Here is a 13,517-nt window from a genome sequence, read left to right as displayed (position 1 = left end):
GAGGGCTTGACGGGGGAACATCATGACTGCGATTCGCGGCGCCGCCGCCATCACGGGAGCCGCCAGCGGCATCGGCCGCGCGCTGGCCATCGCGCTTGCGCAGCGCGGCTGCGATCTCGCGCTGGCCGATCGCGACGAGGCGGGGCTGAAGAGCCTCGCTGCGGAGATCGGCGCAACGTGCAAGGTCAGCCTGCACCGCGTCGATGTCGGCGAGGCCGACGACGTCATGCAGTTCGCGAGCGAGGCGATCACGGCGCATCCCGCGCTCGGCATCGTCGTCAACAATGCCGGCGTGGCGCTGATGGGCTCGTTCGAGGAGGTCGACCAGGCGCAGATGGACTGGCTGTTCGACATCAATTTCTGGGGCGTGGTGCACGGCACACGCGCCTTCCTGCCGCATCTGAAGACGAGGCCTGAAGCGCATATCGTCAACCTCTCCTCGATCTTCGGCATCATCGCGCCGCCGGGCCAAGCGGCCTATGCGGCGGCGAAATTCGCGGTGCGCGGCTTTTCCGAGAGCGTGCGGCATGAACTTGCGGTGGCGGGCAGCCCCGTCAGACTGTCGGTCGTGCATCCCGGCGGCGTCGCCACCGCGATCGCGCGCAACTCCCGCACCGGCGTCGGCGTCACCGACAATGCCCGCCGCGCACAGTCGATCGAGCGGTTCGAGAACGCGGCGAAGACGACGCCGAAAGATGCCGCGCTGCGCATCATCAAGGGCATCGAGAAGAACGAGCCGCGCATCCTGATCGGCAACGACGCCCGCTTCATGGACCTCTTGCAGCGCTTCCGCCCGGGGACGTACTGGGCGCCGCTGCAACGGAAGCTGGAGCGCATGGCGAAGGGGAAGTGAGTCAGGGGCGCGACAGCGCGACCTCACACACCGCTATCGTTGCGTGCGCAAAGCGAAAGCGTGCTCACGCGTCTTCGCGATCGAGAGAGATGGTGGGCACGGCGCAAAGGCGCCTTTGCCCACCCTACGAATTCAGTGCCCGCCCCTACTGCCCTGCCAGCCGGTCCGCGAAATAGCCGATCGTCTTCCTGTAGACCACCGCCCTGTTCCACTCGCGCATGGCCTCGAAGTTCGGCGTGCCTTCGCCGTAGGGCTGGCCCATCTTGAAGCCGCTGGTGTGGAGCAGGTTCGCGGTGGAGGCGAGCACGTCGGGGATGCTGTGGCGGAGATCGACATGGCCGTCGCCGTCGAAATCGACGCCGTATTTGATGTAGGACGACGGCAGGAACTGGGTCTGGCCGATCTCGCCGGCAAAGGCGCCGACGAGGTCGCGCAGCGGCAGGTCGCCGCGCTGCACGATCTTGAGCGCGGCCAGCAGCTCGCCCTGGAACAGGTCGGTGCGGCGGCAATCATGCGCCAGGGTCGCCAGCGTGCGGACCACCGGCATCTTGCCGATGTCGCCCTTGCCGAAATCGCTCTCCAGGCCCCAGATCGCGACCAGGATGTGGCGGGGCACGCCGAACTTCTGCTCGACGCGCGAGAGCAGCGCAGCGTGGCGCTGGAGCATTGCGCGGCCGCCATTGATGCGGCCCGGGCCGACGCGGGTCGAGACATATTGCTCGAACGTCTTGTTGAACGTGTGGCGCTGGCGCCGGTCGAAGGCAAGCACCGCGCCATCGGGCGTGACGCCGGAGAGCGCCGCGTTGGTCACGCTCGCCGAGACGCCGGCCGCTTGTGCTTCCTGGGCCATGCTGGCGACGAAGCTGTTGAAGTCGCCGCCGCAGCGCGCGGCCTGCGCCGCCCCGCCGGTCAGACCCATGACGAACGCGGCGGCCAGAAGCAGTCTCAGCATGCGGAGCAATCCCCCAAAAACCTTGCGCGAAGCAGTGCGCGGATCATGCCCGGGAACGAAGCGAGCGTCAAAGCGCAAAGCTCGACGCGCAACGCTTGATCCGCATCAAACTGTCTCGCGGCCCGCTGCCTAGATTGCGGCGACCAGGAGAGCAGTCGGGGAGAAGCGTCCATGACCGGAATTACACTGACCACCGAGCAGATCCGCAATGCGCCCGCAGCGGTGCGGCAATGGATCGAGCAGGAGGTCATCAGCTCGCTGGGCCTTGCGCCGCGCGCGCCCGTGACGATCCCGCCGCAGGCGTCCCATCTCGTTGCCTGCAGCGTGGAGGACGTCGCCGGCGTGCTCGAGCACATCAGGGGCGTGCTTCCGGCGGTCAACGTGCTGCTCGAGCTCGGCCGTCCCGGCATCAGCTTCGGCAAACCCGCGGTGATGACGTTCCGCCTGATGGACATCCTGCATCACACCCGCCTGCCCGACATCAATGGCGTCATCACCTGCCTGGAGATGATCAACCAGGCGCTGATCGAGGTGAAGAAGGACCCATCGGTGCGGTTCTGCGGCTTCGATCATGAAGGCCACTGCCTGATCGCGCCGCAGACGCAAGCGAGCATCGCGACGCTGTGGCAGACCATGATGGAGCATCAACAGGCGGCGCAGAAGAGCGAGGCGAGCGGCCGGGCCGCGCCGGCGGCGTGAGATGGGGCGACACTCTCTCCTCGTCATTCCGGGGCGCGACGAGGTCGCGAGCCCGGAATCCATTTTGCCACAATTTCTGCCGCCTGATGGATTCCGGGTTCGCGCTTCGCGCGCCCCGGAATGACGACGGGAGAGAGATCGCGCTATGATATTGATACTTGCGCGGCGATAGCGCTCCAAGCCAGCATGAAGCAACCAGCATGCCCAACCATCAGCCCACTCGAACTCCGCGCCTCACTCTCCTCCGCATCCCGCTATTCCGCTTGCTTGCCATCAACCTCGCGATCGGCGCCTGCGCCGCGACGCTACTCGTCGGCGGACTGCTCTGGCTCAACCCCGGACATCTGCGCGATCTGATCTTCGCCGATCGCTCGCCCGGCATCGCGCTGGCTCTGCTGCTCGCCTCCTTCCTCATCACGTTCGGCTCGGCCGCGATGGGCAGCGCGATCATGGCGCAGGGACGCAAGGAGGACAGCGGCAAAGGCGGCGGACACGGAGCGCGGCTCGCCGCACAGGAGGTGGTGCAGCGCACGCGCTCGCATTGAGATACGCGCGGAACACATTTGGCGCACATTCGATCACAGTATCTGCACGCGGCCGGGAATATTTGCAGGCTCGCGCACCTTCCAGCACAGCGTGCGCCATGCGCTGCATCGCCGGGCCGCGCGGATGAACAAAGTGGTTCGAGAATCCAAACATCTGCGTCGATGCGGTTCCACATCGCACATCGCAACCAATGCATATCAGGCGCGCACGCTGCGACATCGGCGCCACCATGATTTGCCTTGCCATCGCAGAGCGCAGGTTATAGCATTCTATTCTAGGTTGTCGCCCCGCCAGCCCCGGGTGACACTGAAGACCAAAATAAACGGCGGGCTTTGCGGCCCGCCGTTTATTGAGGGGCCCGCATCGGACCCGAAGCGCCAGGGCGCTTCCATCCCCCAACGTGCTTTTTCGATCGATTGCTCGGTGAAAACCGCGGCTCCTGGCATGCGCAACGCGCAAAGTCATTTGACTGCGGCGCCCTGATCGACGACAAGCCGCCATGGCCAAAAAACCCGGGACCAATCCCAAAGGCGAATTCGCCTTCTTCAACGTCTTCTATGAAGACGATTCCCAACGCTCCAACCGCCGCGTGCCCTCAGAGCTGCTCGGCGGCCTCGACGGCGACGAACCCGCGCGCGGCTTCATCATGGAGCAGGACCGCGAGATCGCCGAAAAGAGCGGCCGCCCGGCGCTGGAGATCAAGCGGCTCGAAAGGGTCGGCGCGAAGAAGAAGTAAGACGACATGAGCAGGCGCTCACCAGCGCCCGCTCCTCTTATTCCAGGCAAACAGCAGATCGGCAAAGCGGTCGTAGACAAACCGCGTGAACGGCAGCGCCACGCGATTGCCGAACAGCGCAGCAAGCCCCCTCCCCCGGCGTCAACTTCCACAGCGCAATCGCGACATCCGCGCCGACGATGAGCCGACCAGCCTCGTCGGTGGCATGCAGGCGGCGCCTGATGTCGTCGAGCGAATCGCCGAAATGCATGAGCGCATCGGGCTACTCGTTGAAACCTCTGAAGTCGACCTTACCCGCACGCACGAGCTCCAACAGCTTATTGCGCCGCCAATCGATGCCGGTCGTAGACGGCGCAGCGGATGTTGCGCCAGACAGTGAGGCGAGATCGCAAATGATCTGACACGATTGTACGCTACACTTAAACGACGCTTGCGGTTTACTACCGCCTCGACGAAATTCCCGTACCAACATAAAAAACGGCGGGCTTTCCGCCCGCCGTTTTCGTTTGAATGGACGCCCAGTCAAACCTGGGCATGAGGATCCGAATTAATTATCCAAGAAGCTCCGCAGCTTCCTCGACCGCGACGGATGCTTCAGCTTCCGCAGCGCCTTCGCCTCGATCTGGCGAATACGCTCGCGCGTCACGCTGAACTGCTGGCCCACTTCCTCCAGCGTATGATCCGTGTTCATGCCGATGCCGAAGCGCATGCGGAGCACGCGTTCTTCGCGCGGGGTGAGCGAGGCCAAGACGCGCGTGGTGGTCTCGCGCAAATTGGACTGGATCGCGGCGTCGATCGGGAGGATCGCGTTCTTGTCCTCGATGAAATCGCCGAGATGTGAATCCTCTTCGTCACCGACGGGCGTCTCCAGCGAAAGCGGCTCTTTCGCAATCTTGAGGACCTTGCGGACCTTCTCCAGGGGCATGCCGAGCTTCTCGGCGAGCTCTTCCGGGGTCGGCTCGCGGCCGATCTCGTTGAGCATCTGGCGGCTCGTGCGCACGATCTTGTTGATCGTCTCGATCATGTGCACGGGGATGCGGATGGTGCGGGCCTGGTCGGCGATCGAGCGCGTGATCGCCTGCCGGATCCACCACGTGGCGTAGGTCGAGAACTTGTAGCCGCGGCGGTACTCGAACTTGTCGACCGCCTTCATCAGGCCGATGTTGCCTTCCTGGATCAGGTCGAGGAACTGCAGGCCGCGATTGGTGTACTTCTTGGCGATCGAGATCACGAGACGGAGGTTGGCTTCCACCATCTCCTTCTTGGCCTGGCGCGCTTCGCGCTCGCCTTTCTGCACGGAGTGCACGATCTTGCGGAACTCGACGATCTCGAGGCCGGTCAGGGCGGCGAGCTGATGCACCTCGTGGCGCAGGTCCTTGATGCGATCCTTCTCGTGATGGACGAAGTTCTTCCAGCCCTTGGCCGAGAGTTTTGAGACGCGGTTGAGCCAGCGCGGGTCCAGTTCAGAACCCGTGTAGTTGCGCAGAAAATCCTCGCGCGCGACACCGTGGCTGTCGGCGAGGCGCATCAGGCGGCCCTCGTGCGAGACGAGGCGCTTGTTGATGTCGTAGAGCTGCTCGACGAGGCTGTCGATACGCGCCTGGTTGAGGCGCAGCGACTTCACCTCGACGATGATCTCGTCCTTCAGCTTGCGGTACTTGCGCTCCTGCGGCGGCGAGAGCGAGGGACCATGCGTGCTGCTATCGAGCTGGTTCTGGATGTCCTGCTCCTGCAGCTTGCGCAGCTTCTTGTAGCTCTCGGCGATCTTGTCGAAGATCTCGACGACCTTCGGCTTGAGCTCGGCCTCGATCGCCGCCAGCGACATCTGGTTCTCGAACTCGTCGTCCTCGTCCATGTCGGCTTCGGCGGCGGATTCGCCCGGATCCTTCGCGCCTTCACCGACATTGCCGGCGGCAGGCGCGGCGCGGAACGGGGTCGGCGACGGCGGCGCGGCGGGCGGGGCGACATGCGCGGGGGCGCCGACTGCCGCAACGGCCGGACCACCCTCGGCGGGCGCTTCGCCGTTCTCGCCGGCGGGACCTGATATCATCGCATTGTTCATGCCGGCCTTGGCGTCGGGACCGGCATAGGTGGCTTCGAGATCGATGATGTCGCGGAGGAAGATCTTGCCTTCGTTGAGCTCGTCGCGCCAGATGATGATGGCCTGGAAGGTCAGCGGGCTTTCGCACAGGCCTGCGATCATCGCCTCGCGGCCGGCCTCGATGCGCTTGGCGATCGCGATTTCGCCTTCGCGGGAGAGCAGCTCGACCGTGCCCATCTCGCGCAGATACATGCGAACGGGATCGTCGGTGCGCTCGCCCGGCTCGCTCTTCTTGACCTCGGTGACGGCCTTCTGGGTGACTTCGACGAGCTCGTTGTCGGTCTCGTCCTCGCCGCCCTCGTCCTTCTCTTCCTCGCCTTCGCTGTCGTCGGCTTCGGTGACGTTGATGCCCATGTCGGAGAGCATCGACATGATGTCCTCGATCTGTTCGGGCGAGGTCTGGTCGGACGGCAAGACTTCGTTGAGCTGATCGAAGGTCACGAAGCCGCGCTTCTTGGCCTGCTTGATCATCTTCTTCACGGCGGCGTCGGACAGGTCGAGCAACGGCGAGGGCGCGTCCTGGGAGTCCTTCTCCGGCGCATCCGCTGCCTTGTCGTCCTTTTCCTTGTCCTTCGCCTGCAGCGTCTTTGCCTTGGTGGCCATCCATTGCTCCTAAACGCGCTTCATGCGAGACGCTGCGCCGCGTCCGCGTGAATTCACATGAACCTGTTGCCCGACGCTCTCGCTTCGGCAGCTCTCGACACGGAAAGGGCGGCGCGCATGTCTCTCGCCACCCCCAACTCTCTCTCGCCGGAATTGCCTAACGCTTCGTCAGCTTCTTTGTCGCAGCGGTTGCAGGTGTAGTGCCAACAGCGATTGCGCGGATTCATCCTGACGCGTCTGTTCTGCCTGCGGCCGCCTCTGGGCCAAAGTGCTACAAGACCGTTAAGCCTCGATTAACCCTGTTTTTGTCGCCAAACCCACGATTTGGCGAGTCTTTTAGCGGTTCCGGCCCCGGCCGTCCGCATGATTCTTTCATCACATGCTCTTCTGGAGCCGGCCCGACAGCTCGCCAAAACCCTCGATCAGGGCTTCGGTGCCGTCGACCTCGGCCAGACGCGCCTTGACGTCACGCAGCCACGCCAAATTGGCCTCGCTGGGGTCTTCCCCCAAGGCCAGCTCGGCGTCCTTCAGCTCTCTAAGTAGTGAATGGTATTGCCGATGCAAGGCAACGAGCTGGTGCCAGGTGGAGAGAACGTCGTCCCTGGCCGCGCCTTCGCGGGCACCCCACACCGCCGCGGTCGTGATACAGGCCTCAACCCGTTGAAGGACTTGTGAAAATCCGCCCTTCTCGAGATCGCTGCGCATCTTCTCGGCGAGCTCGCCGGGGTCCGGGGAATGGTGATGATCGTTGGCGAAGGCGGCGATGATGCCGGCCCTGAGCTTGTGAGCCTCGGGGTGGGCGAGCTCCAGGGCCGCGACCTCCTCGAGATGGTCGTGCAGCAGCCAGGGGTGGTTGATCAGGCTTTGCAGAATCAGGGCCTCCCGGCGGGAGATGGCGCTGCGCTGGCCCTTCATGATCGGGCTGGCCGCCAGTTGGGGGCTCGCCGCCTGATAGGGGCCAGAAGGTAGCGGGGTAGGGCCAGACGGACCGCGGCGCCCTCCGTATCCCTGGCCACCGAAGCCCTGACCACCGAATCGATTCGCGCCTCCCCCGCCTCTGGGCTGGAATTGGCGGCCGCCGCCACCCTGGCGGAAATTGCCCCGGCCGCCGAAGCCGCCGCGCCCGCCTTCCGGGGCAAAGGCGCGCTGCAGCCGCTCGACGAATTCGTCGCGGTAATAGCGCCGCACCACCTCGTCACGGATGCCGTTGGTCAGCTCCCTGATGCGCGCTTCCAGCGCGGCGCGGCGTTCGGGGGTGGCGAAATTGCCGCCTTCGAGCTCACGCGACCAGATCATGTCGGCGAGCGGACGGGCAGCTCCGATCACCTCCTCCATCGCGCCGCGCCCCCCGGAGCGGACGAGATCGTCGGGGTCCTGTCCCTCCGGCAACAGCGCAAAGCGCAGGCTCTTGCCGGGTGCGAGGAAGGGCAGCGCGAGATCGGCAGCACGATACGCGGCCTTCTGGCCGGCGCGGTCGCCGTCGAAGCAGAGGATCGGCTCGTCCGCCATCTTCCAGAGCAGTGCGAGCTGGCTTTCGGTGAGCGCGGTGCCGAGCGGCGCGACGCTGCCGGCAAAGCCCGCGGTCACCATCGCGATGACGTCGACATAGCCCTCGACCACGACCAGCACGCTGCCGTCATGGGTGGCTTTGCGCGCGGTCTGGTGGTTGTAGAGATTGTCCCCCTTGTGGAAGAGCGGCGTCTCCGGCGAGTTCAGATATTTGGCCGGAACGTCCTTCTCCAGCGCCCGCCCGCCAAAGGCGATGACGCGGCCGCGCAGATCCGTGATCGGAAACATCACGCGGTCGCGGAAGCGGTCGTAAGGCACGGGAATGTCGTCACCGGCCACCAAGAGCCCGGTCTCGACCATGTCCTCGACGGGAACGCCGAGCTTGCCGAGATGCTCCTTCAGCGCGAAGCGATCGGGCGAGGCATAGCCGAGCCGGAACTGCAATTGCGTCGCCGGCGAGATGGCGCGGTCGGCGAGATAGCCACGCGCTTTCGCCCCGACGCGCGAGGCCAGCGTCTCCGCGAAATAGGTCGCGGCAAGATCCATGACGTCGTGCAGCGTGCGGCGCCGCCGCTCCTGCCGCGCCGCATCCGGCGTCACCGCCGGCAGCGCCAGACCGGCCATGCTCGCCAGCCGCTCGACGGCCTCGGCGAACGGCAGGCCGTCGGTCTCCATCACGAAGCTGATGATGTCGCCGTGCTTGCCGGAGGAGAAGTCGTGGTAAAATCCCTTCTGGTCGTTGACGTAGAAGGACGGCGTCTTTTCCTGCTGGAACGGCGACAGCCCCTTCCACTCCCGCCCCGCCTTCTTCAACTTCACGCGCTTGCCCACGACTTCGGAGACCGAAAGCCGGGCACGAAGCTCGTCGAGGAATTGGGGCGTGAAGCGCATTATGCTGATTTCTGGGCTGAGTCGGACGTTATGGCCAACCGGATAGGCATATAGGGACGGCCCCGGGAAATACGAAGCATGTGTGGCTTCTCCCGGCTATTCACAGGTGAAAGTTTCGACGGAAAGCTTGAACCGCGCCCGGTTCCACGCTTCCATGGGCCATGTTCAGGACGTTTCGCGGCGGCCAGAGCGGGGGCTGGCGGGTGACCTCGGTTGCAGCAGTGATGGGCGAGCCCCTGCCCTTCGTACCGGCGCTGTCGGTGACCGACAGCGAGGCGGTCTCGTTGCCGCTTGTGCCCTCGCGCAATGCGTGGCGGCTGGTCGGCGTGGCCAGCAGCTTGCGCTACACCGAAAGGCCCGAGAAGCAGCAGCTCGTGGCCGTGCAGGCGGGGCTCGGCCGGATCGAGGCGACCTCCGCGGCGCTGATCCCGATCCGCAAGTCGCAGGCCTGGTGGGACCTGACGCAGGAAGAGCGCCCCAAGATCTTCGAGGACAGATCGCACCACATCGCGAGCAGCATGCGCTACCTGCCCGCCATCGCGCGCCAGCTCTACCATTGCCGCGACCTCGGCGGCCCCTTCGACTTCCTGACCTGGTTCGAATTCGCCCCCGCGGATGCCTCGCTGTTCGAGGAGCTGGTCGCGATGCTCAGGCGGACCGAGGAGTGGAATTACGTCGAGCACGAAGTGGACGTGCGCGTGGTGAAGGAGGTGCTGTCGGCCTAGTGCTCCAGAAAGCGCCCGGACTCGATGATCGGCAGGCCGGTGGCGGGCCAGTTGTAGACATAAGTCCAGGCCTTCTCGACGGCGCCGTCGGCGCGCGTCACGTCGACCAGCCGGCGCAGATATTCGGTCGGCTCCGGAAAGCCTTCGCCGCAGGCCTCGTACATGTCGAGCTCGCCCAGCAGCTCGCCCGGCACGTGCATCCGAAAGAGTTCGCCATGGACGATGTCGCAGGCCGCTTCCGACAGCAGCAATCCCGGATAATGCTTCACCAGAACGAGCCGGCCGCGGCAGGTCGCTTCGCCCAGGAAATCCGCATGCCCCGCCAGCAGCCGCGCCATCGGATGGTCGAAGCCGCGCATCAAGGTGCCGTAGACGAAGAGGCGATCGGAGGTCATGCTGTTCTAACGTTGCGACGTCGGTGCAATATCGATACTCCGTTTAGACACGTAATCGTTTCATAGGCAATCAGGATGGACCAGCACACGGCCGAGGCGACCGATCAACTGCTCGGCGAGGGCGACATTCCGCCCGTGCATGAGGTGAATGCGCAAGCGACATCGCCCTTTCTGCTCACCGCGGATCATTACGGGCGGACGCTGCCGCGCGCGCTCGGCGGCCTCGGCGTCACCGAGGCCGAGCTGACGCGGCACATCGGCTGGGACATCGGCATCGCCGGCGTCGCCGAGCGGCTGGCCCAACTGCTCGATGCGCATCTGATCGCGCAGCGCTATTCGCGGCTCGTGATCGACTGCAACCGCCCGCCCGAAGCGGCGAGTTCGATCCCGGTCGTCTCCGAGGCCACCGCGATCCCGGGCAACGAAGGGATTTCGGAATGGCAACGCGAGGCGCGGCGTCGCGAAATTTTCGAGCCCTATCATGATCGCATCGATGCCGCGATCAGCCGCCGCCTGCACCGGCAGCAGCCGACGGTGCTGGTGTCGCTGCACAGCTTCACGCCCGTCTATGCCGGCGTCACGCGGCCCTGGCACATCGGCGCGCTGTACAACCGCGACACCGTGCTGCCGCAGCTGCTGTTGAGACATCTTCGCGCGGAAGGCGATCTCGTCGTCGGCGACAACGAGCCCTATGCGGTGAACGACCTCACCGACTACACGATTCCCGTGCACGGCGAGGCGCGCGGCCTCGTCAACACCGGCATCGAGATTCGGCAGGATCTCATCGCCGACCAGTCCGGCCAGCAGCAATGGGCCGAACGGCTGGCGAGGATCCTCAGCGAGATCGCGGCGGAGTTGAAGCCGGTGCAACTGGCCTAGGCGTCATTTCGCCCGCGTCAGCGCCAGCCAGATGCCGCCGCCGATCATGAAGCCGCCGGAGATGCGCGACATCATCCGAGTGCGGCGCGCCGAGAAGAATTTTCGCGCACGGCCTGCGGCAATGGCATAGAGCGCATCAGTCACCACGGCGGTGATCATGAAGGTCGCGCCCAGCAGCGCGACTTGCGGAAAGTGCGGCTGGTTCATGTCCATGAACTGCGGGATGAAGGCGCCAAAGAACACAAGCACTTTCGGGTTCGACAGCAGCACCAGGAACCCTTGCAGGAAGAAGCCGCCGCGCGGCGGCGGTGGCGGCGCGTCGACATCGACGCCCTCGACCGGCGTCCAGATCAGCTTGATGCCGAGCCAGATCAAATAGGCGGCGCCGGCAAAGCGCACCCAGTCGAACCAGTAGCCCATGGTGGACATCAGCGAGGTCAGGCCGACCGCGACGATGCCGATGACGATGGCAAGCCCGGCCTGCGCACCGGCAACGTTGGTCAGCGCGGCGCGCGTGCCGTGACGCAGGCCGTTGGCGATGACGAGGGTGACGATCGGCCCCGGCAGCAGCGCCAGCGCGATGCAGGCGGCGACGAAGGCGAGATAGGCTTGCATGGACATGATGGGGGACCCGCTGCGGTTTGCGCGCATTAATGCATGGCCGCGGCGGGAACGGAAGCCGCGCGTTGCTGCCCGCCAAGCGACACTTGACATGCAACCATATGGTTGCATAATGTCACTGCCATGGATGAGGTCTTCAAAGCGCTCGCCGACGCATCACGCCGGTCGCTGCTGGACCGGCTTCACGCCAGGAACGGCCAGACGCTGAACGAGCTCTGCGAGGGCCTTGCGATGACGCGTCAGGCCGTGACCAAGCACCTTGCGATTCTGGAGGAGGCCAATCTCGTCACCACGATCAGGCATGGCCGCGAGAAACTGCACTATCTCAACCCCGTGCCGATCCATCAGATCGGCGAACGATGGATCAAGAAATTCGAGCGCGGCAAGCTGGCAGCGCTCGGCGAGTTGAAACGTCAGTTGGAGAAGCGCGATGAGTGAGTCCGCTCAACGAAGGATTTGATGCACGATGAACCTCGACCAATTCAAGCCGCTCACCGTCTACACCATCTACATCGTCTCTACGCCGGATAAGGTATGGGAGGCACTGACCTCGGCCGAGTTCAGCCGCGAGTACTTTTCCGGCTTCGCGGTGGAGATGGAGCCGAAGCTCGGCGGCACCTTCATCGTGCGCGCGCCAGACGGTTCGGAGCACATCTCCGGCGAGGTGTTCGAATACGATCCACCCAGGAAACTGACGGTGACGTGGAACGTGAACTGGCCCGGCCTCGTCGAGAAACTTGGCATCACCGTCGTCACCTATGAGATCGAGCCGGCCGGCGAAGCCGTCCGCGTCACCCTGAGCCAGCGCCATGATCGCCCGCTCAGCGAAGACATCCTGTCCGGCGGCCGCACCGGCTGGCCCGCGATCCTGTCGGGGCTGAAAAGTCTGCTGGAGACCGGCAAGGCGCCGCAGATCGCGATGTCGCCTCCAGTGAAGCTACTGGAAGCGCTGAAGGCGATGGGGATCAAGATACCTTAGGCGCTGCAAATCTATGCATCACACGTATTCGTCCGGCCTTCGTCCGCACCACGTCAGAGTTGCGGCAGCGGCACCACCAGCCGCCGATACAAATGCCACGTCGCATGCCCGAGCACCGGCAGCGTCACGATCAGCCCCAGAAAATACGGCAGCGCCGAGACGACCAGCAGCATCACGATCACGGCGGCCCACGAGATCATCGGCAGCGGGCTCGTCACCACCGCGCGCACGCTCGTCACCATCGCCGTGACGAAATCGACGTCGCGATCGAGCAGCAGCGGAAACGACACCACGGTCAGCGAGAACAGGAGCAGCGACAGCACGGCACCGACCGCATTGCCGATGCCGAGGAACAGCAGGCCTTCATTCGTGGTCAGAACCACGGTCATGAATTCCTGAAGGCTGGAGAAGGAGGCGTTGAGGCCGAGCAGTAGCGCGATCAGAAGCCGCACCTGGTACATCCAGACCACGAATACGAACAGCGTGACGAACGCCATCCAGCCGATCTCGCTGCGCGAGCGCACGGCGGACCAGATCGCGCCGAAGGACACCGGCTCGCCCCGCTCGCGGCGGCGGCTGACCTCATAGAGGCCGATCGCCACGAACGGTCCGATCAGCGCGAAGCCGGCCGCCAGGGGATAGACCAGATAGATCATGCCGTAGGCGGTGAGGCACAGCATGATGCCGATGCCGCCGGCGGCGTAGAGCGCGCCGAAGCAGAGGCCGTAAAGCGGTAGCGCCTGGAAATCGCGCAGGCCTTCGACCAGCGCCTCGGCGATGTCGGTCGCCGCGATGGGACGCACCACCGGATCAATCTTGCCCGAGATGGACATCAGCTTCCTCCACACATCGGCGCGATCTTTCGGCGCGCACGGATCGACCACGATCTTAACGCCGCGGCGCGCCGGCGCAACTTGATGCCGGATGACGGGAAAGCGGCCAGGCTCCTCTTGGCCACCGCAACGCTCGCGGCTCGAAATCTTTGTTGCTTGGTCTGGTTTTCGAGCCGATTGCTATGGACTGGGCCA

Annotated in this window: 14 protein-coding genes and 1 pseudogene; 8 read left to right on the top strand and 7 right to left on the bottom strand. The window is 64.8% G+C overall.

Annotated elements, in window-relative coordinates; genetic code table 11:
• The first annotated feature begins 22 nt into the window (after positions 1 to 22).
• A complete protein-coding gene (locus tag ACFDR6_RS17280) occupies positions 23 to 853 on the top strand; it encodes an SDR family NAD(P)-dependent oxidoreductase (protein WP_375858948.1) in 831 nt (276 codons plus the stop codon).
• Between the two features lie 145 nt (positions 854 to 998).
• On the opposite strand, the gene ACFDR6_RS17275 is transcribed toward ACFDR6_RS17280, so the two are convergent.
• Positions 999 to 1,805 carry a lytic murein transglycosylase gene (locus tag ACFDR6_RS17275; protein ID WP_375858947.1) on the bottom strand — a complete coding sequence of 269 codons (807 nt, stop codon included), beginning with the start codon at positions 1,803 to 1,805 and terminating at the stop codon, positions 999 to 1,001.
• 171 nt (positions 1,806 to 1,976) lie between these two features.
• Between ACFDR6_RS17275 and ACFDR6_RS17270 the strand changes: the two genes are divergently transcribed.
• The 3 genes from ACFDR6_RS17270 to ACFDR6_RS17260 all read left to right on the top strand — a co-directional run bounded on the left by ACFDR6_RS17270 (position 1,977) and on the right by ACFDR6_RS17260 (position 3,786).
• Entirely contained in the window at positions 1,977 to 2,504 is a 528-nt protein-coding gene (locus tag ACFDR6_RS17270) for a hypothetical protein (protein ID WP_375858946.1), read from the top strand.
• A gap of 200 nt (positions 2,505 to 2,704) precedes the next feature.
• The gene (locus ACFDR6_RS17265; RefSeq protein ID WP_317242429.1) at positions 2,705 to 3,049 is read left to right on the top strand and encodes a hypothetical protein; all 345 of its coding nucleotides are present in this window, start codon (positions 2,705 to 2,707) and stop codon (positions 3,047 to 3,049) included.
• A gap of 500 nt (positions 3,050 to 3,549) precedes the next feature.
• A complete protein-coding gene (locus ACFDR6_RS17260; RefSeq protein ID WP_317242428.1) occupies positions 3,550 to 3,786 on the top strand; it encodes a hypothetical protein in 237 nt (78 codons plus the stop codon).
• An 18-nt stretch (positions 3,787 to 3,804) separates the two neighbouring features.
• Here the strand turns inward: ACFDR6_RS17260 and ACFDR6_RS17255 are convergent.
• From ACFDR6_RS17255 to dnaG, 3 genes and pseudogenes are all read right to left on the bottom strand, one after another.
• Positions 3,805 to 4,193: pseudogene (locus ACFDR6_RS17255) on the bottom strand (DCC1-like thiol-disulfide oxidoreductase family protein).
• A 140-nt stretch (positions 4,194 to 4,333) separates the two neighbouring features.
• Positions 4,334 to 6,490 (bottom strand): RNA polymerase sigma factor RpoD, encoded by a 2,157-nt coding sequence (gene rpoD / locus ACFDR6_RS17250; RefSeq protein WP_375858945.1) that lies wholly within the window; start codon positions 6,488 to 6,490, stop codon positions 4,334 to 4,336.
• Positions 6,491 to 6,865: 375 nt separating this feature from the next.
• A complete protein-coding gene (dnaG, locus tag ACFDR6_RS17245) occupies positions 6,866 to 8,890 on the bottom strand; it encodes a DNA primase (RefSeq protein WP_375858944.1) in 2,025 nt (674 codons plus the stop codon).
• A gap of 161 nt (positions 8,891 to 9,051) precedes the next feature.
• Between dnaG and ACFDR6_RS17240 the strand changes: the two genes are divergently transcribed.
• A complete protein-coding gene (locus ACFDR6_RS17240; RefSeq protein ID WP_375858943.1) occupies positions 9,052 to 9,615 on the top strand; it encodes a chlorite dismutase family protein in 564 nt (187 codons plus the stop codon).
• On the opposite strand, the gene ACFDR6_RS17235 is transcribed toward ACFDR6_RS17240, so the two are convergent.
• The gene (locus ACFDR6_RS17235; RefSeq protein ID WP_375858942.1) at positions 9,612 to 10,010 is read right to left on the bottom strand and encodes a gamma-glutamylcyclotransferase family protein; all 399 of its coding nucleotides are present in this window, start codon (positions 10,008 to 10,010) and stop codon (positions 9,612 to 9,614) included. The genes ACFDR6_RS17240 and ACFDR6_RS17235 overlap by 4 nt on opposite strands.
• 75 nt (positions 10,011 to 10,085) lie before the next feature.
• On the opposite strand from ACFDR6_RS17235, the gene ACFDR6_RS17230 reads away from it, so the two are divergent.
• A complete protein-coding gene (locus ACFDR6_RS17230) occupies positions 10,086 to 10,889 on the top strand; it encodes an N-formylglutamate amidohydrolase (protein ID WP_375858941.1) in 804 nt (267 codons plus the stop codon).
• Between the two features lie 3 nt (positions 10,890 to 10,892).
• Here ACFDR6_RS17230 and ACFDR6_RS17225 read toward each other — a convergent pair whose 3' ends face one another.
• The gene (locus ACFDR6_RS17225; protein ID WP_212080471.1) at positions 10,893 to 11,510 is read right to left on the bottom strand and encodes a LysE family translocator; all 618 of its coding nucleotides are present in this window, start codon (positions 11,508 to 11,510) and stop codon (positions 10,893 to 10,895) included.
• Between the two features lie 123 nt (positions 11,511 to 11,633).
• Here ACFDR6_RS17225 and ACFDR6_RS17220 point away from each other — a divergent pair, with 123 nt between their 5' ends.
• Complete coding sequence (locus tag ACFDR6_RS17220; RefSeq protein WP_007614659.1) at positions 11,634 to 11,948, top strand: ArsR/SmtB family transcription factor; 315 nt, start codon at positions 11,634 to 11,636, stop codon at positions 11,946 to 11,948.
• A 28-nt stretch (positions 11,949 to 11,976) separates the two neighbouring features.
• On the top strand, positions 11,977 to 12,489 hold the full coding sequence (locus ACFDR6_RS17215; RefSeq protein WP_212080470.1) for an SRPBCC family protein: 513 nt from the start codon (positions 11,977 to 11,979) through the stop codon (positions 12,487 to 12,489).
• A gap of 53 nt (positions 12,490 to 12,542) precedes the next feature.
• On the opposite strand, the gene ACFDR6_RS17210 is transcribed toward ACFDR6_RS17215, so the two are convergent.
• Positions 12,543 to 13,322 (bottom strand): DUF2189 domain-containing protein, encoded by a 780-nt coding sequence (locus ACFDR6_RS17210; RefSeq protein ID WP_375858940.1) that lies wholly within the window; start codon positions 13,320 to 13,322, stop codon positions 12,543 to 12,545.
• Between the last annotated feature and the right edge of the window lie 195 nt (positions 13,323 to 13,517).

It is taken from the genome of Bradyrhizobium tunisiense, from assembly GCF_042263385.1.
Taxonomy (GTDB): domain Bacteria; phylum Pseudomonadota; class Alphaproteobacteria; order Rhizobiales; family Xanthobacteraceae; genus Bradyrhizobium; species Bradyrhizobium tunisiense.
This window is presented reverse-complemented; position numbering and strand designations above follow the sequence as displayed.

Excerpts from the sequence above, each read along its gene's own strand:
- ACFDR6_RS17235 (WP_375858942.1), bottom strand. The coding sequence starts at position 10,010 with ATGACCTCCGATCGCCTCTTCGTCTACGGCACCTTGATGCGCGGCTTC.
- ACFDR6_RS17210 (WP_375858940.1), bottom strand. The coding sequence starts at position 13,322 with ATGTCCATCTCGGGCAAGATTGATCCGGTGGTGCGTCCCATCGCGGCG.
- rpoD (WP_375858945.1), bottom strand. The coding sequence starts at position 6,490 with ATGGCCACCAAGGCAAAGACGCTGCAGGCGAAGGACAAGGAAAAGGAC.
- ACFDR6_RS17215 (WP_212080470.1), top strand. The coding sequence starts at position 11,977 with ATGAACCTCGACCAATTCAAGCCGCTCACCGTCTACACCATCTACATC.
- ACFDR6_RS17275 (WP_375858947.1), bottom strand. The coding sequence starts at position 1,805 with ATGCTGAGACTGCTTCTGGCCGCCGCGTTCGTCATGGGTCTGACCGGC.
- ACFDR6_RS17225 (WP_212080471.1), bottom strand. The coding sequence starts at position 11,510 with ATGTCCATGCAAGCCTATCTCGCCTTCGTCGCCGCCTGCATCGCGCTG.
- ACFDR6_RS17265 (WP_317242429.1), top strand. The coding sequence starts at position 2,705 with ATGCCCAACCATCAGCCCACTCGAACTCCGCGCCTCACTCTCCTCCGC.
- ACFDR6_RS17280 (WP_375858948.1), top strand. The coding sequence starts at position 23 with ATGACTGCGATTCGCGGCGCCGCCGCCATCACGGGAGCCGCCAGCGGC.
- ACFDR6_RS17240 (WP_375858943.1), top strand. The coding sequence starts at position 9,052 with ATGTTCAGGACGTTTCGCGGCGGCCAGAGCGGGGGCTGGCGGGTGACC.
- ACFDR6_RS17220 (WP_007614659.1), top strand. The coding sequence starts at position 11,634 with ATGGATGAGGTCTTCAAAGCGCTCGCCGACGCATCACGCCGGTCGCTG.
- ACFDR6_RS17260 (WP_317242428.1), top strand. The coding sequence starts at position 3,550 with ATGGCCAAAAAACCCGGGACCAATCCCAAAGGCGAATTCGCCTTCTTC.
- dnaG (WP_375858944.1), bottom strand. The coding sequence starts at position 8,890 with ATGCGCTTCACGCCCCAATTCCTCGACGAGCTTCGTGCCCGGCTTTCG.
- ACFDR6_RS17230 (WP_375858941.1), top strand. The coding sequence starts at position 10,086 with ATGGACCAGCACACGGCCGAGGCGACCGATCAACTGCTCGGCGAGGGC.
- ACFDR6_RS17270 (WP_375858946.1), top strand. The coding sequence starts at position 1,977 with ATGACCGGAATTACACTGACCACCGAGCAGATCCGCAATGCGCCCGCA.